Origin of the sequence: Endozoicomonas euniceicola (genome assembly GCF_025562755.1) — a bacterium.
Classification (GTDB): domain Bacteria; phylum Pseudomonadota; class Gammaproteobacteria; order Pseudomonadales; family Endozoicomonadaceae; genus Endozoicomonas_A; species Endozoicomonas_A euniceicola.
In genome coordinates this window covers 1,352,614-1,372,500 of sequence record NZ_CP103300.1, presented here as the reverse complement: position 1 = coordinate 1,372,500, position 19,887 = coordinate 1,352,614, and the positions used below count along the sequence as shown (strand labels likewise).

Annotated in this window: 17 protein-coding genes, 3 rRNA genes and 1 pseudogene (1 of these 21 only partly in view); 14 read left to right on the top strand and 7 right to left on the bottom strand. The window is 48.4% G+C overall.

Annotated elements, in window-relative coordinates:
• The 4 genes from NX720_RS05340 to NX720_RS05325 all read left to right on the top strand — a co-directional run.
• Nucleotides 1–1,668, top strand: a 23S ribosomal RNA gene (locus NX720_RS05340); it begins 1,754 nt to the left of the window's first position.
• Nucleotides 1,669–1,856: 188 nt separating this feature from the next.
• Nucleotides 1,857–1,972, top strand: a 5S ribosomal RNA gene (rrf, locus tag NX720_RS05335).
• Nucleotides 1,973–2,055: 83 nt separating this feature from the next.
• Nucleotides 2,056–2,171: ribosomal RNA gene (gene rrf / locus NX720_RS05330) — 5S ribosomal RNA — on the top strand.
• Between the two features lie 501 nt (nt 2,172–2,672).
• Nucleotides 2,673–3,368 (top strand): hypothetical protein, encoded by a 696-nt coding sequence (locus NX720_RS05325; protein ID WP_262599894.1) that lies wholly within the window; start codon nt 2,673–2,675, stop codon nt 3,366–3,368.
• Nucleotides 3,369–3,438: 70 nt separating this feature from the next.
• Here NX720_RS05325 and trhA read toward each other — a convergent pair whose 3' ends face one another.
• Nucleotides 3,439–4,113, bottom strand: coding sequence for a PAQR family membrane homeostasis protein TrhA (trhA, locus tag NX720_RS05320; protein ID WP_262599892.1), 675 nt, complete (start codon nt 4,111–4,113; stop codon nt 3,439–3,441).
• Between the two features lie 245 nt (nt 4,114–4,358).
• Between trhA and NX720_RS05315 the strand changes: the two genes are divergently transcribed.
• From NX720_RS05315 to NX720_RS05305, 4 genes and pseudogenes are all read left to right on the top strand, one after another.
• A complete protein-coding gene (locus NX720_RS05315; RefSeq protein ID WP_262599891.1) occupies nt 4,359–5,123 on the top strand; it encodes an META domain-containing protein in 765 nt (254 codons plus the stop codon).
• Nucleotides 5,124–5,656: 533 nt separating this feature from the next.
• Nucleotides 5,657–6,238 (top strand): annotated as a pseudogene (locus tag NX720_RS05310) (RNA-guided endonuclease InsQ/TnpB family protein); the annotation flags it as partial.
• A 158-nt stretch (nt 6,239–6,396) separates the two neighbouring features.
• Nucleotides 6,397–6,870: a recombinase family protein gene (locus tag NX720_RS27005; protein ID WP_404831073.1), complete on the top strand. Its 474-nt coding sequence runs from the start codon at nt 6,397–6,399 to the stop codon at nt 6,868–6,870.
• Entirely contained in the window at nt 6,758–8,008 is a 1,251-nt protein-coding gene (locus tag NX720_RS05305) for an RNA-guided endonuclease InsQ/TnpB family protein (protein WP_404831050.1), read from the top strand. Before NX720_RS27005 ends, NX720_RS05305 begins: the two co-directional genes overlap by 113 nt.
• A 132-nt stretch (nt 8,009–8,140) precedes the next feature.
• Here the strand turns inward: NX720_RS05305 and NX720_RS05300 are convergent, their stop codons facing one another.
• A complete protein-coding gene (locus NX720_RS05300) occupies nt 8,141–8,587 on the bottom strand; it encodes a YaiI/YqxD family protein (protein WP_262599887.1) in 447 nt (148 codons plus the stop codon).
• A gap of 107 nt (nt 8,588–8,694) precedes the next feature.
• On the opposite strand from NX720_RS05300, the gene NX720_RS05295 reads away from it, so the two are divergent.
• A complete protein-coding gene (locus tag NX720_RS05295) occupies nt 8,695–9,537 on the top strand; it encodes a tyrosine-protein phosphatase (RefSeq protein ID WP_262599886.1) in 843 nt (280 codons plus the stop codon).
• Between the two features lie 30 nt (nt 9,538–9,567).
• Complete coding sequence (gene hisA / locus NX720_RS05290; protein WP_262599884.1) at nt 9,568–10,323, top strand: phosphoribosylformimino-5-aminoimidazole carboxamide ribotide isomerase; 756 nt, start codon at nt 9,568–9,570, stop codon at nt 10,321–10,323.
• A 154-nt stretch (nt 10,324–10,477) separates the two neighbouring features.
• Here hisA and NX720_RS05285 read toward each other — a convergent pair whose 3' ends face one another.
• A complete protein-coding gene (locus tag NX720_RS05285; RefSeq protein ID WP_262599882.1) occupies nt 10,478–10,633 on the bottom strand; it encodes a hypothetical protein in 156 nt (51 codons plus the stop codon).
• 517 nt (nt 10,634–11,150) lie between these two features.
• On the opposite strand from NX720_RS05285, the gene NX720_RS05280 reads away from it, so the two are divergent.
• Nucleotides 11,151–12,221: a PLP-dependent cysteine synthase family protein gene (locus NX720_RS05280; RefSeq protein ID WP_318654090.1), complete on the top strand. Its 1,071-nt coding sequence runs from the start codon at nt 11,151–11,153 to the stop codon at nt 12,219–12,221.
• A gap of 62 nt (nt 12,222–12,283) precedes the next feature.
• Here the strand turns inward: NX720_RS05280 and NX720_RS05275 are convergent, their stop codons facing one another.
• Nucleotides 12,284–13,270: a LacI family DNA-binding transcriptional regulator gene (locus NX720_RS05275; RefSeq protein WP_262599880.1), complete on the bottom strand. Its 987-nt coding sequence runs from the start codon at nt 13,268–13,270 to the stop codon at nt 12,284–12,286.
• 277 nt (nt 13,271–13,547) lie between these two features.
• Between NX720_RS05275 and NX720_RS05270 the strand changes: the two genes are divergently transcribed.
• A complete protein-coding gene (locus tag NX720_RS05270) occupies nt 13,548–13,979 on the top strand; it encodes a PTS sugar transporter subunit IIA (RefSeq protein WP_262599879.1) in 432 nt (143 codons plus the stop codon).
• Nucleotides 13,980–14,077: 98 nt separating this feature from the next.
• Here NX720_RS05270 and NX720_RS05265 read toward each other — a convergent pair whose 3' ends face one another.
• Nucleotides 14,078–14,539: a hypothetical protein gene (locus NX720_RS05265; RefSeq protein WP_262599877.1), complete on the bottom strand. Its 462-nt coding sequence runs from the start codon at nt 14,537–14,539 to the stop codon at nt 14,078–14,080.
• A 218-nt stretch (nt 14,540–14,757) separates the two neighbouring features.
• On the opposite strand from NX720_RS05265, the gene NX720_RS05260 reads away from it, so the two are divergent.
• Nucleotides 14,758–15,705 carry a LysR family transcriptional regulator gene (locus NX720_RS05260; protein ID WP_262599876.1) on the top strand — a complete coding sequence of 316 codons (948 nt, stop codon included), beginning with the start codon at nt 14,758–14,760 and terminating at the stop codon, nt 15,703–15,705.
• Between the two features lie 36 nt (nt 15,706–15,741).
• Here NX720_RS05260 and NX720_RS05255 read toward each other — a convergent pair whose 3' ends face one another.
• Complete coding sequence (locus NX720_RS05255; RefSeq protein WP_262599875.1) at nt 15,742–17,031, bottom strand: BamA/TamA family outer membrane protein; 1,290 nt, start codon at nt 17,029–17,031, stop codon at nt 15,742–15,744.
• A 192-nt stretch (nt 17,032–17,223) separates the two neighbouring features.
• On the opposite strand from NX720_RS05255, the gene NX720_RS05250 reads away from it, so the two are divergent.
• Nucleotides 17,224–18,966, top strand: a complete 1,743-nt coding sequence (locus NX720_RS05250) for a SufS family cysteine desulfurase (protein WP_262599873.1) — start codon at nt 17,224–17,226, stop codon at nt 18,964–18,966.
• A 99-nt stretch (nt 18,967–19,065) separates the two neighbouring features.
• Here the strand turns inward: NX720_RS05250 and tcdA are convergent, their stop codons facing one another.
• Nucleotides 19,066–19,842 carry a tRNA cyclic N6-threonylcarbamoyladenosine(37) synthase TcdA gene (tcdA, locus tag NX720_RS05245; protein WP_262599872.1) on the bottom strand — a complete coding sequence of 259 codons (777 nt, stop codon included), beginning with the start codon at nt 19,840–19,842 and terminating at the stop codon, nt 19,066–19,068.
• Nucleotides 19,843–19,887 lie beyond the last annotated feature (45 nt).

Below are 19,887 nucleotides of genomic sequence, written 5' to 3'. Positions count from 1 at the left end.
ACGTATCACAAGTGCGAATGCTGACATGAGTAACGATAAAGGGAGTGAGATCCTCCCTCGCCGGAAGACCAAGGGTTCCTGCGCAACGCTAATCGGCGCAGGGTGAGTCGGCCCCTAAGGTGAGGTCGAAAGACGTAATCGATGGGAAACAGGTTAATATTCCTGTACTCCTTTTGACTGCGACGGAGTGACGGAGAAGGCTAGGCCGGCAGGGCGATGGTTGTCCCTGTTTAAGGTCGTAGGCTGTGGGTTCAGGCAAATCCGGACCCACAAAGCCGAGAACTGATGACGAACCCACTACGGTGGGGAAGTGGTTGATGCCATGCTTCCAGGAAAAACTTCTAAGCTTCAGGTCAAAAGGAACCGTACCCCAAACCGACACAGGTGGTCAGGTAGAGAATACCAAGGCGCTTGAGAGAACTTGGGTGAAGGAACTAGGCAAAATGGCACCGTAACTTCGGGAGAAGGTGCGCCGGCTGGTGTGAAGGGCTTGCCCCGTAAGCACCGGCTGGTCGAAGATACCAGGTGGCTGCGACTGTTTATTAAAAACACAGCACTGTGCTAACACGTAAGTGGACGTATACGGTGTGACGCCTGCCCGGTGCCGGAAGGTTAATTGATGCTGTTATTCTTCGGAAGAAGCGGTTGATCGAAGCCCCGGTAAACGGCGGCCGTAACTATAACGGTCCTAAGGTAGCGAAATTCCTTGTCGGGTAAGTTCCGACCTGCACGAATGGCGTAACGATGGCCACGCTGTCTCCACCCAAGACTCAGTGAAATTGAAATCGCTGTTAAGATGCAGTGTATCCGCGGCTAGACGGAAAGACCCCGTGAACCTTTACTACAGCTTCACAGTGGATCTTGATGTTGCTTGTGTAGGATAGGTGGGAGGCTTTGAAACGTGGACGCCAGTCTGCGTGGAGCCGACCTTGAAATACCACCCTGGCAATATTGAGGTTCTAACCCAGGTCCCTAACCGGGATCGGGGACATTGTGTGGTGGGTAGTTTGACTGGGGCGGTCTCCTCCCAAAGAGTAACGGAGGAGCACGAAGGTTGGCTAAGCACGGTCGGACATCGTGCGGTTAGTGTAAAGGCACAAGCCAGCTTGACTGCGAGACGTACATGTCGAGCAGGTACGAAAGTAGGTCTTAGTGATCCGGTGGTTCTGCATGGAAGGGCCATCGCTCAACGGATAAAAGGTACTCCGGGGATAACAGGCTGATACCGCCCAAGAGTTCACATCGACGGCGGTGTTTGGCACCTCGATGTCGGCTCATCACATCCTGGGGCTGAAGCCGGTCCCAAGGGTATGGCTGTTCGCCATTTAAAGTGGTACGCGAGCTGGGTTTAGAACGTCGTGAGACAGTTCGGTCCCTATCTGCCGTGGACGTTGGAAGTTTGAGGAGAGCTGCTCCTAGTACGAGAGGACCGGAGTGGACGAACCACTGGTGTTCGGGTTGTGTCGCCAGACGCATTGCCCGGTAGCTAAGTTCGGACGGGATAACCGCTGAAAGCATCTAAGCGGGAAGCCCCCTTCAAGATGAGACTTCCCTTGACCCTAGAGGTCACATAAGAGACGTTGAAGACTACGACGTTGATAGGCGGGGTGTGTAAGCGTTGTGAGGCGTTGAGCTAACCCGTACTAATGACTCGAGAGGCTTGACCATATAACGCCAAAGCGATTTGAAGAGCTTGAAGCTATAAGCTTGAAGCCGGAAGCTGTACGCAATAGTGAGAGAGTGTAGAGCAAGAATAAACAAAGCTGTTTAAGTATATTTTGGATTCCAGGAGCGTTCAGCTTCGAGCTTTAAGCTTATAGCTTCCAGCTTGAGAGCCGAAGGCTCGACCAGTTTTGCCTGGTGACCATAGAGCGTTGGAACCACCCGATCCCATCCCGAACTCGGAAGTGAAACGACGCATCGCCGATGGTAGTGTGGGGCTTCCCCATGTGAGAGTAGGTCATCGCCAGGCACTTAATTATAAGACGCTGAATTAACACCAGCGTTTTTGTTTTAAAGCAATTCATAGTAAGACTTTGAAACACGCAAAATTTGTCTGATAACCATAGAGTATTGGAACCACCCGATCCCATCCCGAACTCGGAAGTGAAACGATACATCGCCGATGGTAGTGTGGGGATTCCCCATGTGAGAGTAGGTCATTGTCAGGCACTCAATTAAAAAGCCCGATAGAGCAATCTGTCGGGCTTTTTGCTGTGTGAAGAAAAAACGACACATCGCCGATGGTAGTGTGGGCTTTTTATGGAAGAGCCCATGTGAGAGTAGGTCATTGTCAGGCACTCAATTAAAAAGCCCGATAGAGCAATCTGTCGGGCTTTTTGCTGTGTGAAGAAAAAACGACACATCGCCGATGGTAGTGTGGGCTTTTTATGGAAGAGCCCATGTGAGAGTAGGTCATTGTCAGGCACTCAATTAAAAAGCCCGATAGAGCAATCTGTCGGGCTTTTTGCTGTGTGAAGAAAAAACGACACATCGCCGATGGTAGTGTGGGCTTTTTATGGAAGAGCCCATGTGAGAGTAGGTCATTGTCAGGCACTTAATTAGAAAAACCCAATCGAGAAATCGATTGGGTTTTTTGCTATTTGCGAAATAAAAAACAGTCTCTACACTATTCTTTAGTCAGGCAATATGGCTTAAAGGAGCATGCGAATATGTTTGAGCCTGGTTCCAGCAGTAGCTCCCAGACCGGTGTTATGCACTCAGAATATACTGTGCTGCAATTGACAAACCCTTTAAAATTTCAGAATACAACAATCATACCCGGCAGTAGGCATATCTCTGCCAGGAGTTCCAAAGAGTATGGGGCTACCAGGTATTTTTCTGGATACGCCTTCAGGGCAGATAGCAGGTCTCCGCAAGTTATATTTGAGCAGGGTTTTATGCTACGGCTCTCGGTGAAGTCAATGCATCAAATAGTTATGATGACTGGCTCTGGCATACCCGGTTATACGGGAGGTGACGGTATATCAGCTGCCATTTGTGCACAAGTCGCAGCTGGGTATTGTAAGAATGAAAATAAGACTGAAGATAAAGTTAGTGGTTGTATTTACCTGATTGATGGAATGAACATGAATGGTTTTGCTATGCCTGCCCAGTCTATGGACTATCTGTATTCAACATTCCCGATCCTTAAAAAAATATGTGAAGTTTGCTTTCCATGCAACATCTTAAATTCATCAGTGGTAGGGGTTGTATGGCCTGAAGGCTTTCCTGCACCACCATCAGTAAGTCCTGTATGGCCCGTTGCAACAACCAGGCTTAATTTATGGGTTAACCCCCGATATGAATCAATGTTTGACAGGGGGCTGGCTGCTGCAAAGAAAGTGGTTAGATTGTTTAATGCCTGACCAGGGCTGAATCAGTTTCTGCATAATTGGCAGCCGGTCAGGCATCAGGTGCAATGGAAGTACTGCAAGGTTAGCTGTCAGGCAAAACATAAACAAAAATAGTTGTGTAGTGGCAAAGGCTTCCGGCTAATACAAACAGGTGCCAGATGGCATGGTTATAGGGTAGCTTTTTCCAAACATAGAATATCACGCCCAGAGTGTAAGCCAGCCCGCCTGCAATTAACCATGCCATGCCTCCGGCTGACAGTCTTTGGGTTAGCTCCTGTCCGACAAACAGTGCCAGCCAGCCCATTGCTACATAGGTCAGCAGGGAAAGCTTTTTAAAGCGGTGCCTGAATGCCAGCTTAAAAATAATGCCTGTAAAGGCCAGCAGCCAGATGATGGCAAAAAGGATCCATCCCGTTGTTCCCCTGAGGGTAACCAGCAGGAAAGGTGTGTAAGTCCCTGCAATCAACAAATAAATGGCACAGTGGTCCAGCAATTTGAAAACTTGTTTTACTTTTTTATTCTGGAAACTGTGGTAAAGGGTCGACATAAGAAACAGAAGTATCATGCTTCCGCCGTAAATACTAAAACTCACTACACGCCAGGTGTCGCCTTGTATAGCGGCGTAAGTCACCAACAGTGTCAGCCCTGCTACACTTAGCATGGCTCCAATACCGTGGGTTACGCTATTCGCTATTTCTTCCCCAAGGCTGTAAGCCCTGTTGAGCATAGGTGGTTTTTGGGAGGGGTGGCATTTCATGATCAGTCATAAGCAAGTTGATTCGAGTGAAGATCATACTGTGCTTTTTTGGCAAATGTCATGGAAAAAACATTTTAACTTCTGAACTTATTGAATTTTACAGTGAACTGACTCCCGATAATTTCACCAAACCGGTTGTCAGACGTAATATTCCGGGTGCCGTCTTTACTCCACTGGAGTTGTAATAATCTCCTGGACTCTGAAGTTCAATCTGTACTCAAGCAATAAGAGGTGCGATAGATATCATGAGAACCATTGGCCGTTTTGCGACGGTATTGACCGTTAGCTCTATGCTGGCAGCCTGCAGTTCAACGCACAAGCCTGTTGTTGTCACGCCAGACATGCTACAGGGGCAGATATGGGTAATGAGTTCAATCAATGGGGAAGCCCCGGTTGGTGGCAAGCGTATCACGATGGAGCTGGCGCAGGGTTCTGCCTCTCAGGGTAAGATAAATGGCAAAGGACCTTGCAACAGTTACTTTGGTGGCTATCAGATAGAGAAAGGCGATTTTTCGTTTGGACGTATTGGTTCAACAATGATGGCTTGCCGGGAACCGGTGATGCAGCAGGAAATGGCGTTCCACACTACGCTGCAGAAAACGAACCAGATGCTTATGGATGGCCGGCAACTGATTCTTAAAGAAGCAGGCGGTCAGGACTCCATCGTCTTTATGGCTGAAACAGGCCGTGTTAAAGGTCAGGTGCAAACCTCCACAGGGAGTTTCCCCCGAAATTCTCAGGTAATGATCCGGCTCAGTGACGTCAGCAAACAAGACGCCCACTTACAGGTTATTGGTGAACAGAAAATCAGGATTAAAGGTGAGATTCACGGACCGGTCGCTTTTGACCTGCCTTATGCTCCACACTTGATTCAGGCGGGGCATTCGTATGCTATCTCTGTAGAAGTGCGGCAGAACGGCAAGCTGCTTTACACTAGCCAGAGTCACTATCCTTTGAATCTGGATAAAGCGGCGCTGGATGTTAAAGCGGAACCCGTAAAAAGCATGTAAACGGATGGTTTGTTGCCAGCCATAAAGGCTGGCAGCAAACATGCAGAGGTATTTTTAACGAACCTTGCGAAATTCTCCATCCATAGCCTCTCATTGGGAGCGGCGCGACCTTTGAAGGTTTGGATGGAGATGGATAGCGAGGCTTGCGTAGAGCAAGCCCATGTACTAACTTCAGTGCACTGCGAAACCCTGCATAATGGGCTTGGTGGCTGAGACAACAGCCTACTCGACAGACAGATAAGCCTCTGGACAAATACTCAAGCGTCACCGTTGCTGGACTAACTACGAGAAACAAATCAGGAAAACACAACCGTTTTCTGGCTTCTACCGCCGATGCGCTGGGACACAGCGTATGTGTAAAGAGTTCCCCTGTCGTGGTTCGGCAACCTGTACGACAGCGAGAGGCTATGTTATTTGACATAGTGGGTCGCACGTAATTCCCGATTAGAAGCCCTCGCTAGAATCGGCTTGCCGATTTAGTGGAGGGAGAGTGTCACCAGTATTTATCAAAACTAGCGGAAAACCCCGTACTTTTAGGCTTAAATGATCTGTTCGTCACTTCAGACGGCCAAAAATCCGGTAATCCAAGACACACCAAGCGCTACGAGCAAAAGCTCACCTACCTTCAGCGTAAGCTGGCGAAAAAGCAGAAAGGCAGTAACAACCGAGCTAAAGCAAAGCTCAAGGTTGCCCGTCTTCATGCGAAAATAGCCGATTGCCGGATGGATGCTACTCATAAAGCATCCCGCAAACTCATTAACGAGAACCAAGTTGTTTGTGTAGAGTCCCTGAATGTGAAAGGCATGATCAAAAATCCAAAACTGGCAAAGCATATAGCTGATGCAAACAGGGGTGAATTTGTACGGCAGTTGCAGTACAAAGCCGAGTGGGCAGAAAGAATTGTTGTTCAGATAGACCGATTCTTTCCCAGCTCCAAGCGTTGCTCCAGTTGCGGATTCATCCATGAAAGTTTGCCGTTGTCTATCCGTGAATGGAAATGCCCGAAGTGCAATACCCTTCACGACAGGGATATTAATGCGGCAATCAATATCAAAACCGCCGGGCTGGCGGGGTTGGCCTGTGGAGCGACTGGAACGGGGATTGCAGTTAAATAAAAATGCAACAATCGCAACATAACTTGTTATACTGACAACAACATAGATAGCCAGAGGCGTTTATTTTGTGGGTATCCACAACCAAACTTGCCAAGATTGAGGGCGTAACAACCCAGACAATAAGGCGAAAGATCGAAAGCGGTCATTACGAGAAAATAATGCAAACGAGCGGGGGTCACTACCGCATATTCATCAACCAGCAGAGGAAGATATGCTATGCAAGGGTTAGCTCAGGGAAGCAAAAATCTTCCATTGCTACGCAAAGGCGACGCTTGCTCGAAAGGTATCCTGACGCAGAATTTATCAGTGACATTGCCAGTGCTTTCAACTTTAAACGAAAAGGACTGCAAACCATTCTGGAATCAGCGATGTGCGACCATCCAACCCACATTGTGGTTACCACAAAAGACAGGCTCGCACGATCAGGATTCGAACTTATCAAGTGGCTCGTTGAATTATCAGGAGGACAAATCGAAGTTTTGGATGACTCGAATGGTTCCGGTGAAGCCTTTGATACCCATGAGCTTATCGGTTTCATTACCTCGTTCTGCAACAGCCACTACGGACAGCGTTCCGCTAAAAGGCGCAAAGATCGTAGCATCAAAAAGGATCAGAATTTACCCGGAGAATGAACCGGCCTACAGGGATGCACTTGCTCTTTACAGGCGTTCTTACAACCTGGCTGTGGAGCGGTTCCGCAATGACAAATACAAGGACGAAAATGGTAAATTTATTAATATGCGCCCGTCGATAAAGGCTCAGGTGGAGAAGGAGCAAAAAGACAATGGACGGGCTTATAACTCTATTATTTCAGATAATGGAACACTAGCGGCAGCGACAACATTCAAGTCTGTTTGCAGTAAAAACAAAAAACTCAAAGGGGCAAGTGGAGGTTTCTCAGAAATAAGTTTTAAGAGCCGTAAAGGAAGCAGGCACTCATTCTCTATTGATAGACTGCCAAAGGGATTGAACCCTTGCGTTAATGCGTTGGGCAGAATCCATCTAACGGAAGAAGTGCCTGCCGAAGCCATTGGTAAATCATGCGTTATTACCTGTGACAAAGGGCGCTGGTTCATTCAGGTTCAACAACACATAGAACTCAATGCCGATATCCAAGGCGCAGTGAAGTGTGTTGGGATCGACCCCGGAGTGCGAACTTTTGCTACCTGTTTCAGCGATAAAGAGGCTTTAATTGCAGGAAATGACTTTGCCAAAGAAAAGTTGTTCCCGCTTATGAAACGAGTTGACAATTTCATTGGGCAAAAACAAAAGATTCTAAACACCCAAAAAGGCATAAAGTTTCCTGACATGCCTCAGTGGGCGCAGGATCGTATTGTCAACTTTGACAAAGAGATTAACCGCCTTAAGTGCAAGAAAGATGACATTATTCTGGACTTGCATAACCGACTGGCGTTCGAGCTTGTATCCAATTATGACGTTATCTTTCTGCCGTCTTTCGAGACGAGGGGCATGGTCACACGAAAAGACAAAAAGGTGCGTACCATACGCCGGAATACCTGCCGCCAGATGCTAGATCTCAATCATTACGGGTTTAAGGTGCGTTTGAAGTGGTACGCCAGAAAGTACGGAAAGCACGTTGTGGATTGCAATGAAGCGTACACGTCAAAGACCCGCTCATGGGATGGCAGTATTGATGATCGGCTTGGTTCATCAAAAGTTATAAAAGGCAATGGTTTCACCGTTGACAGAGACATCAACGGTGCGAGAAACGTCCTTCTTAAAAATCTAACAAGGCAGCTTGAGCCTTAATCATAACAACGAATGTTGCGTTCGTTGCGGTTTTAATCAAGAGCCTAGCTGCAATCTAGAGAAGGCGTGTCGAAGCAGGAAGCCTGTTTGGTGACGAACAGGAATCCCCGTCCTTCAGGGGCGGGGAGGATGTCAAGAATGTTTTACCAGTAACCGGTCTAACTGATTCGCAAAAGCCTGACGGTCTTGAGCTGAAAGCGACGAAGGCCCACCGGTATCGACACCACTACTGCGCAGCTCGTCCATAAAGTTTCTCATGGATAAACGCTGTTGCACATTTTCCTTTGTATACAACTCGCCTCTTGGGTTCAGTGCCAGGGCCTGTTTGCCGACCACTTCTGCGGCAAGAGGAATATCGGCGGTGATAACCAGCTCGCCAGGTTGAACGTGTTGGGCAATGTAATTGTCTGCGACATCGAATCCGGCGGGAACCTGAACGGCTTTTATCAGGGTGGATGGCGGTGTGCGCAAATACTGATTAGCCACCAGGGTTAAGGGGACTTTGACTCGCTCGGCGGCCCGGAACAGGATTTCCTTGATTAAATTTGGACAGGCATCGGCATCGACCCAGATGTGCATCTATAAGACCTCGTGACTGGAACTTACATCAATACAATAGTTCCAGATCGTGTTATAAAAAAACAAGTTAAGGGAACAATTATAAAGCATTAGGTACAGGATTAACCGTGTCGATAGAGATTACAGATGAATCCCTGAGTGGCTTTCCTTCTGGGGCGCTGTGTAAACATCAGCGCCATATTCCCATGGGTACACCCCACAATCTTCGCACTCTGGCGGGTATCAGTACGCAGGATGGAAGGGACATCGCTGCCGGAAAACTCTATCGCTCTGATTCAGTCGCACAGCTTTCCGGTGAAAGCGAGAAACGACTGAGTGCGCTGCAGTTAAAGGTTGTTACTGATTTCCGCTCCAGCCTGGAGCAAAAAAATACGCCCCACCAATGGTCAGAGAATAATATTGATATTATCCATCGGCCTATACCGGTTATGGGCGATAATGGTCGCGTTGAACTGATGCGGGTGTTGCAGAGTGTCGATTCCGCTGAGGACGTTGCCCATTGGTTGCGCGAACTGTATCGCAGCATGGTGATAGATTTTAGTCATGTTTACGCGGAGTGGCTGCATAGTCTGCTAAATGATGACAGTTACCCTCAGCTTTATCACTGTACCGCTGGTAAAGACCGAACGGGTGTGGCAACGGCTTTACTGCTGAAGTTGCTGGGTGTTGCCGATGTGTTGATAATGGATGACTTCCTGCTGTCCAATGAGTTATCTGCGGAATATATTGAAGCACGCACTACAGGTAAAGTGGCATTTAGCTGGATGCCAGAAGGGGTGAATCCCGATTTTCTACGGCCTCTGTTGAGCGTTCAAAAAGAGTTTTTAGAGGCTACGTTCAGCCATATCAATGAAGAGTGTGGCAGTTTTGCTCAGTATGCAAAGCAGTGTCTTGGTATGACATCGAAAGAGATCAGTCAGCTGCGGAAAAACCTGCTGGTGCCAGGATAGCAGCTAACAACAGGCTAAAGGTTATGGTTTATGCAGTTTCGTCCCTGTATTGATTTACACAATGGCAAGGTCAAACAGATTGTCGGCAGTTCGTTATCGGATTCAGATAATTCAGCCGCTGTTAACTTCGAGAGTGATCGTTCACCGGCAGAGTTTGCTGCCCTTTATCGTAAAGACAATCTTCAGGGCGGGCATGTTATCAAACTGGGTTCCGGCAATGAGGCTGCTGCACAGCAGGCCCTTGCAGCCTGGCCCGGAGGGATGCAGATTGGCGGTGGAATGACTGCTGAAAATGCAGCGGGCTACCTGACAATGGGGGCTTCCCACGTTGTGGTGACCTCTTATGTGTTTCGGGATGGGAAGGTTCATCATGATAATCTGAAAAAACTGGTCACGGCCGTAGGGCGAGAACGACTGGTTCTGGATTTGTCCTGTAAGAAGAAAGACGGGCGTTATTATATTGTGACAGACCGGTGGCAGACGTTTACGCAGACGGAAGTATCCAGGGAAACGTTGCATGAACTGGCGGATTCCTGTGCCGAATTCCTGGTTCATGCCGCTTCTGTTGAAGGAATGATGGCTGGACCCGATTTGCAACTGGTGGCTTTGCTGGCGGAACACTCACCGATTCCAGTGACTTATGCAGGTGGGATAGCCTCTATTGAGGATATTGAAGCGGTCAGGGCGGCGGGTAAAAATAAAATCCACATCACTATAGGCAGTGCGTTGGAACTGTTCGGCGGCTCACTAAACTACAAAGATGTTGTTGAGCGCTGCAAAGCGTAATGTGTTCAGGGATTAAACAAAAAAGGATTCGTATTGAATCCTTTTTTGATAACACCCACCGGTTAGTTGAAACTGGCTCTCTGGAAAAGTGTTGAGCCTGATGCAGCTGGCTTTTGTTAAATGACCAGACTGGGTGTTCTGTATTTTTGAATGCTTATTTCAGCTTACCTTCCCGACGCCATTTGCTTTCCTGGGAGGTTTCATCCATTCGTTCCCAGCGTTGACGCCAGTTATTTTTCTTACAGTTTGCCAGAGTATTATTTTCTGTTTCGGTGCATGGCACTGTTTGATCGCAATTGTAGTTATTCATTGTCTAATACCTGTATCAATTAAATAAATTGTCCTCTTACGTTCTCTACCTGAAGGAGGCATATTAAGATGGTCGTCTATGCCTGCGTGTGAGACGAAGGATTGTGTGGTAACACAAAGCAAAGCGGATGCTGAGTATTATCTCAGTCATTCAGCCAATAGATTCATGCTAACACAGCCAATTCAGTAATAAAGGGTTATTCTCACTTCTTTAATAGAATTCGGTATTAATTGTTGATCCAGAGCAAAACTTATCCGGTGACGTTTATTGCACTGTAAGCGAGCAAGCTTTTCATTAAATATAAGTTGAGCATGATAGAAAGAGTCATTATTGTACGGAATTTATCATTGATTGTATGCCAGGCAGGCTGTGGGGAAAAATATTCTTCAGATTGTGTCATAAGCAGAAAATCAATCTTTGAGGTATGGTTTTGGGCTCTGAGAAAGAAAACTATTTCTGACCAGGTCTGCTTACAATAAATAAGACATTACATACTCTTGGGAGTTGAGGAAGGATTATGAGTAGCAATCATCAGTGGGTAAATGAAGCGGTTCGTAAAATTGAAGCGGATTTTCAGCGCAGTGCTGACACTCATTTGATTAAACTGGATCTGCCATCTGTGGAAGGCATAGATCTGTACCTGAAAGATGAGAGTACTCACCCTACAGGTAGTCTGAAACACCGCCTGGCACGTTCTTTGTTTCTTTACGCTCTGTGTAATGGCCGGATAAAAGAAGGCACGCCTGTCATTGAGTCTTCCTCTGGCAGTACCGCTATTTCTGAAGCTTACTTTGCCCGCCTGCTGGGCTTGCCATTTATTGCCGTGATCCCTAAGAGTACCGCTAGCAAAAAGATTCGTCAGATTGAGTTTTATGGTGGTCGCTGCCATCTGGTGGATCACTCCAGCCAGATTTATGCAGAGTCCAGGCGGCTGGCGAAAGAACTGAACGGCCATTATATGGATCAGTTTACTTACGCTGAGCGTGCCACAGACTGGCGGGGCAATAACAACATTGCCAATTCCATGTTTGAGCAAATGAAGCTGGAGCAACACCCGGAGCCAAAATTTGTCGTCATGAGTCCGGGAACGGGTGGTACTTCTGCCACCATTGGCCGCTATATTCGTTATCAGCAGTTGAATACACGACTGTGTGTTGTTGATCCGGATAATTCAGTCTTCCGGCACTACTACAAGACTGGTGACGAGTCTCTGACGATAGATGCCGGTTCTCGCATTGAAGGTATTGGGCGTCCCAGGGTTGAGCCTTCCTTTATACCGGGCGTGGTTGATGAAATGCGTCATATCCCTGATGCGGCTTCCATTGCCACCATGCTCTGGGTAGGAAAACTGTTAGGCAGGAAAGTAGGCCCCAGTACCGGAACCAACCTGTTTGGAGCTTTGCAAATTGCCAGCGAAATGAAAGTCCGTGGTGAAACCGGATCGATTGTTACCCTGCTCTGCGACAGTGGTGAGCGCTACCTTGACACCTGCTACGATCCGCAGTGGGTCGCCAGTACTATTGGCGATATTGAGCCTTATCTGAAAAAGCTGGAATGCTTTTATCTTGATGGCACATTGGAATCCTGATAAAGCCATAGTCCAGATAAGAGTTCAGATAAGAGCCCGGATGAGAGTTCGCGCTGCCAGGCTCATCGTCGAATTATGTCACGGGACAGGACGATAGCCTGTTGCTCTGAATCACCGGCAAGGCCGGATAGCAACAGATTAACGGTATGCTCTGCCATCGACGTGTAATCCAGACGGGCAGAGTGAATGGGAAATGGCAACAGATCCAGCATCATATTATCGCCAAAAGTTGCCCAGTTCAGGTTTTCAGGTAATAACGCATAGTGTTCCCGCACAAAGGATAAAGCACCTTCCATCAAGGTAAATGAAGCAGTCAGCAGGTTTTTAGGTAGAACATGATGCTGGCTGAAATACCCCCTGATCATTTCATAGCCGGCTTCAGCGGTGTAACTGTGGTGGAAAATATAATCTTCGTTAATATTTATGCCGGCGTTGTCTAATATTTCCCGATAGCCCTGCAGGCGGTTCAGGCTGTTACGCATACCCGCGATGCCACCGAGATAAACAGGTTGCTGGTGGCTGGATTCCAGTAGTAGTGATGTCAGCTGAAGCGATGTATCCAGATCGTTACTGATAATAGAGGGGTAGCGACTGTCCGGGATTTTCCGGTCGATCAGGATGATGGGAATGCGGTTATCAGTCAGGCTTTGATACATCTGATCGCTGCTATGGCAGCTGATAGTGACAATAGCATCCACCTGGTGTCCAATCAGTGCCCGAAGTGCGCAGGCTTCTACTTCAGGCTCATCTTCTGAACAGCTTACTAACAGGTGATAGTCCTGTGCCCTGAGCCGTAGCTCAAGGGTTCTGGCAAAACAGGCAAAGCCTCCGTGCGTGAGTTCGGGAACGATCAGGGCGACCAGTTGACTGGTATGGCTGCGCAGGCCTGCCGCCTGGACATTGGCAATGTAATGATACTTTTCTGCCAGGGCTGTCACCCGTTCCTGTGTCAGCTTGCTGATGCGATACTGCTCAGCACGACCGTTCAGAATTATACTGGCTGTTGCTTTGGATACACCTGCCAGACGCGCCAGTTCTTCCAGTTTCATATCATCGTAAAGTACTGCGAATAGCCTACAACTGAAGGATAGTTGCTATTTTATAGATTGCTTTTTGATGCATCCGGGAGCAACGCATTTAATTTATGATTCATTGTTTGAACGTATATTAAAAAATGATGGCTAAGATAAATTTATTATGAGTAGGCTAAATCGGTTCAGCTATAGTTCTCTTCGTGTCAGGGGTGACCAAAAAATGTTTTCATTTGCTTATGCTAAATAGCTTCCAGATGTTTTGCGGAAAGTTATTACTCTTATGGTCTGTTTTATGGATCACTTATTAAAGTCGCATATATTTATGCAGCAGTTTGCACCGAACAAATACAGTGCTCTTAAACAGGCTTGCATGAAACTGATTGAGGCAGGCATGGTGCGGCCTGGCTATTTTCACGGAATGTGCAGGCGTGAGCTGCTGTCGTCTACTTATCTTGATCATGGGATTGCAGTACCCCATGGAGTGCCGGGCAGTCGTTCAGAGATAAACAACAGTGGCATGATTATTATGCAGTTTCCAGAGGGAGTAGACTGGGGGGATAACAATCGAGCCTTTCTTCTTTGTGCCCTGGCTGCTAATGGAAAGGAGCATTTAAAAATGCTCAGTCAGCTTGCCTGTTCTCTGGATGATATGGAACTGTGTCGTCAACTGGCAGTGACCGAGCAGGTCGATCAGATTTACCAGTCGATTACCCGGTTCTGTTAACGGAATATCATTTGAATCGAGCCAAGTGGGTATACCTAACCATCGCCCAATGTCTGTCGGGCGATGATTAAAGGGTTATTCCAGTTTCGTTGAGTGTTTCAGTGACGGGTGTCACTGGCTGGCATGATATTGGGATGGCTAAGCCACTCTTCAGGGTTTTCATCGGTTGAGTCAACGGCTTCGCCGCCAGCCAGCTCCTCGCGGGTGGCAACAACAGCCAGTTCCTTGGCAAAGTTCTGCAGCAGGTCAATCACCTCATCTTTATCATCGTTCAGGTCTTCGTCGACAAAGATTCTGAACAGTGGTGGTTGCTCAAGGTCAGCCCCTTTTCGTTTCAGTGTCATTTGCAGGCCGGAATGTTCGGGGTCTGAAACTTCGGCCAGTTTAAAGGTCACTGACTGAGCGTCTCGTAATACGGAAAGCAGCTTCAGGGCTTCAGCGGCACTGATTTCACCAGAGTCGACACAGGCTTCTACGTATTCCCTGGCAGACAAACCTGAATCCATGTAATTATCTACAAGGCTTTGCAGGTCGTCGTTCTTGTACTTGTTATGGCTCATGAACCCTCCATACAGCTCTGTTAGCTTCGCTTGAGAAAAGCAGCCATGACATCCTCTGTCATAAACTGCTATGAGAGCACTCTTCCAGTGTACCGAATTTCAATACAAAGGAAAGTCGGAATACGTATTTATCCATAAGAACGGCTTTCGGGACTTCTCCCCCTAACGGTTCAGTGATACCTTTTCTCCCCCCTCTTTTCGATTTACCCAGTGAATCTATGAATTTATCCCGACTGAATCTGAATCTGTTACCAGGTCTGAAAGCGTTACTGGATACACAAAGTGTCTCCAGAGCCGCGCAGGTGATGCATGTGACCCAGTCCGCCATGAGCCGAACGTTGGGACAATTGCGCGAAGCCCTTAATGACCCGATTCTGATTCGCAGGGGGAACCATATCTACCTGTCTGAAAAAGCCCTGAACCTGCATGAAGAGGTCAATCGAGTGGTTCATGCTGCCAGCAGCATTTTTGAGAACCAGCAGTTTGACCCCGCGACGACAGAGCGGCACTTTCGTATTGCGACCGGTCATAGGGTGCTGGAGGAGGTTATGCCTGGCATTATTCACAAAATCTGGCGGCAGGCACCTCACTTTACCTTTGAGCTGGTGGCTCAGCACCCCGGACTAACGGTCAGTAACGGCAAAATTGACATAATGGTGGGCTACATTGGTGAACCGGAAGAGGGGCTGTCGGGCTACCAGTTAATGAAGGAGCAGGTTTGTCTGGTCGTGTGTGAAGATCATCCGTTAGCCCGTGAGCCGCTATCTCAGGAACGGTTGTTGCAGTTTCCATTCATTATGCAGAAGAATGACCAGAATACGCACCAGATAATGAACGACTACATTCGCTCATTAAGCGCCAAAGTGAAAGTTCGCGCGTTTGCTCCCAGCATTATGGTTTGTATGAATCTGGTAAAAGGCACCGACTGTGTTTTTCTGGCGACCGGCTCCGTTAAAACCTTTGCCCGGAGTCTGGAGAATGTGGTGGTGCGCAATGTGCCGATGGATGTTCCGGAAGTGTATTACAGCATGGTATGGCCAGAGTACTGGACATTAAACCGCGCTCACCGATGGTTGCGGGAATTTATTCGGGACGAGCTGACGGCGTTTATCCAAACTCGTCAGGCCGCGCGGTTTCCACAAAAGAAACCCAAAGGAGAAAATTAAGCCCCCGGAACAACGCACCGGCTCGCTCAAACTCACTCAAAAAGGCTGATTAATAAACATAATGATCCGGCTGCCTTCCTCACTGGTGGCTATCTCGGCTCTGGCAATCACGCCTTCCGCTTTAAAACGAATGCCTGCGCCTACGCTGAATTTCATATCACTGTGCAGTGTCCGCGCACTGAAGGTATCGGCGACACGCCCGGCATCGGCAAATACCGTCCACTGCCACCAGGGCAGACTATACCAGTCACCCAGTAGCGGTATCTGTTGCAAAGGTTGCCACTGAGGTTTGACCCGGTATTCAGCGCTGTACGATACCGCTGAACGACCATAAAAACGATTGCTGCTGTAACCTCTCAGTCGATACCAGCCACCAAGAGAGACACCGGCATAAGACGGCGGTCGTCGGTATTCTTCAGCACCATTGAGGTTTTCCGTTCTGTTCCAGGTGGGGGTATCCGCCACCCAGCCATTCAGGGCAACCACCTGTTGTTGCCACAGGTCATTAGCTCCCAGATCAAAGAACTGGCTGAATTTCAACTCCCAGGTACGCCATGCGTTGCGGCGTTTTCTGCTCCAGCCCTGGGTGACCTTTAACTCTACGTGATTGCCGGTGGTGGGCTCCTGGGTGGAATCCCGATTGTCATAATCCAGGATCAGGCGAATGCCATTGGTGCTAGTGTCCTCTTTTGCTGGTGTCGCTTCACCCAGATCCTGGCGCAGATAAAAGGGCTCGATTTCCACCGTGGTAAAGCCATTGGCAAACGGATTCATGGAGCCCGAGTTGTGGCTGGTCTCACCTTTACGATGCATCATGCTGGCCAGTGCGCCATTGATACCATCACCGATAGGAAGAATATACCGGAAGCGGGCCAGGTACTCGGCCTCTTTGCCTGAGGTACGAACATAGTTTTCAGCACTGGAATCATTACTGCCTGCTTTCTCATGCTGATAATCAGGATTTCCGGAAACATAATAATCAGTGGCATCGTAATAGCTGTTCAGCAATTGCAGATCGACCAGCCACTGGCTCTGTCCGGGAATCATCAGGTTATTCATGCCAGCAAACCCCAGTCGGGAGCCGTTGTCTGAAGTAATGGCTGTGGCAAACACCGACATTTGTGGTTGCAACCATCCCGTTACGATACCGGATACTCCGACCGCTGTTCCCCAGTCCCGGGATTGAAAGGCATAAGGCACCGCAGAAAAATTGATAGAACCTTCCTGTTCAGGTACGACCTCGACATTCGATAGGGCCGGGCTGGAAAGCGTCAGTGCCAGTAAACCAGAGAACAGTAAACCTGCCAGTCTGTTGGTTTTATTCATTCTGTCTTTTGTGGATAGTCCGCAATCACTGGGCGACAGGTTCCTGTCGCAGTATAAATAGGCGGATTATCCGCTGAATCGGAGTTTGCCTGAATAAGGTCTTGCCTCTATTTACACTAAGATCAAACTGACTTTGTATCTCAACATACAGTAAACTGCCGATCCTTAAGCAGTGATAAAAGTAACCACACCATGAAGAAGACGCTGTCTTCACATAAGGCTCAGTTCGATTCGGAACCCTTTAATCCGGAACTAACGCGCCAGCAATTCCCGATTCTCAGCCAGCGGGCTCATGGCTCTCCACTGGTTTATCTGGATAATGCCGCAACGACGCAAAAGCCTGAATCAGTCATCGAGGCGATCAATGGCTACTATCGGGAACAGAACGCCAATGTGCACCGTGCCTCTCATTACCTTAGTGCCAAGTCAACCAAAGCGTTCGAAGTGGCAAGAGAACAGGTGCAGCAGTTCCTGAATGCTTCTTCTTCTGATGAAATTATCTGGACCCGGGGGGCAACGGAAGCCATTAATCTGGTAGCCAATAGCTGGGGCAGGGCAAATTTACAGGCCGGGGATGAAGTTCTGCTGACCTGTCTGGAACACCATGCCAATATTGTTCCCTGGCAGCTGGTGGCGGAAGCAACAGGGGCTGTCATCAAAGTGGTGGATATCAGACCGGATGGTGAGCTGTGTATGGACAGTTTTACAAGGCAGCTGTCTGACAAAACACGAATTGTCTGTGTCACCCACGCCTCTAATGCCATTGGTACTATCACGCCAATGGCTGAAATAATGGCCGCTGCTCATAAGCTGGGAGCACTGGTTCTGGTCGATGGTTCCCAGATGGTGGCACACCAGACGGTTGACGTACAAAAGCTGGGTTGTGACTTTTATGTCTTTTCCGGACACAAAGTGTTTGGGCCGACCGGAATAGGCGTTCTTTACGGCCGTAAAGCTCTGCTCGAAGCCATGCCGCCCTGGCAGGCGGGTGGAGAGATGATTGAGCGGGTCAGCTTTACAGGTACTCGCTTTAATACCTTGCCGTTCAAGTTTGAGGCGGGTACGCCGAATGTCGCTGGTGTTATCGGCATGGCTGCCGCGCTGGATTTTTTACAATCGTTCAATATGTCTCAACTGGCTGAACATGAGCAGTCATTAAGGCAAAAAGCAGAAGCGGGTTTGCGTGCCATACCGGGTATCCGGCTGATTGGTCAGGCGTCTGAAAAAGTATCAGTAGTGTCGTTTATTTGCGACACATTGCACAATCAGGATATTGGCTTGCTGCTGGACCAGCAGGGAATAGCCGTGCGGACCGGTCATCACTGTACTATGCCGCTGATGGAACGGCTTAACCTGTCGGGAACCGTCCGTGTGTCATTTTCGTTCTATAACACTGAAGAAGATGTTGATCGTTTTTTGTCAGCAATGAGATTACTGGTGACATCTGAAGATCATACTGACGAGGAGTTTCAGGGGCTGCCTGCTCAACGCTCCGGACTACCAGTATTGTATCAGACCATAAAAGCGTTCAGTGACCAGCCTGTACCGTCCAGCCTGATGGACAGCCATAACTGGCAGGAAAAATACCGCCAGATTATGCTGTTGGGCAAGCGCATGCCCTCGCTGCCTGATAGCTGGAAAACCGAAGGCGCCAGGCTGCATGGTTGTGAAAGCACCGTGTGGATTCATTATTATTACGATCAGGAAACCATGCAGCTGTATTTTGCAGCCGACTCCGATGCCAGGGTGATTCGCGGTTTAATTGCGCTGGTTCTGGCAAAAATCAATGGTCGGCAACCTGACGACATAAGTCGTTTTGATATGGATGGATATTTTGAACAGTTAGGGTTATTGACTCACTTAAGCCCATCCAGGGGCAACGGGCTCAGGGCTATTGTTGCCGAGATTCTGTCACAGGCGCATCGCTATCATTAAAGACCGCTGTCCACTTTTGGCTTTTAGCTGTTAGCTTTTGGTTGTATGAACAGCCAGCAGCTAACAGCTAGCCGCCAACAGCCAACAGCCAACAGCCCTTCAGGCTGTGAGTTTTTTGATAATTCGGGAGACAGCTGCAAAGCCAAACGTCGCCGTTACAACCGTCGATGCACCAAAGCCTCCGGCGCAGTCCATTTTGGTAGAACCCAGGTCGTGGGGTTTTTGTTGACAGATGCTACCGTCAGGGTGTGGATAAACCGCCTGCTCACTGGAGAAAACACAATCAACACCGAACTTACGTTTGATGTTTTTGCTGAAGCCATGAAAGTCCCTTAAGTGAGTTTTGACCTTACGTGCCAGGGGATCGTGCCAGGTTTTGGCTAGGTCGGTAATCTGGATCTGGGTCGGATCGGTCTGACCGCCTGCTCCACCCGTGGTAATAATGGGTATTTTATTGCGCTTGCAGTGATTAATCAGGGCGGCTTTGACCCGGAAGCTGTCAATGGCATCAAGAACATAATCAAACTCACTGGTGATCAGCTCGGCGATGTTCTCTGGCGTAATAAAGTCTTCAATGATCTGGCAGTCGCAGTTCGGGTTAATTGCCTTGATTCTCGCCTGCATCACCTCGCATTTAGACTGACCAATGGTGCCTGTTGTAGCATGCAGCTGACGGTTAATGTTGGTTATGCAGATATCGTCCAGGTCAATCAGAGTGATTTTACCCACAGCCGTTCTGGCCAGTGCTTCTGCTGCCCAGGAACCGACCCCACCAATGCCAATGACACAAACGTGGGATTGTCCCAGTTTTTCTTCAGCATCCATGCCATAGAGGCGGCGGATGCCGCCAAAGCGTTCATCAAGGGTGGTGCTCATATGGGCTCAACATTTAGTAGAAAAGGTGCGAATTATAATACCAAC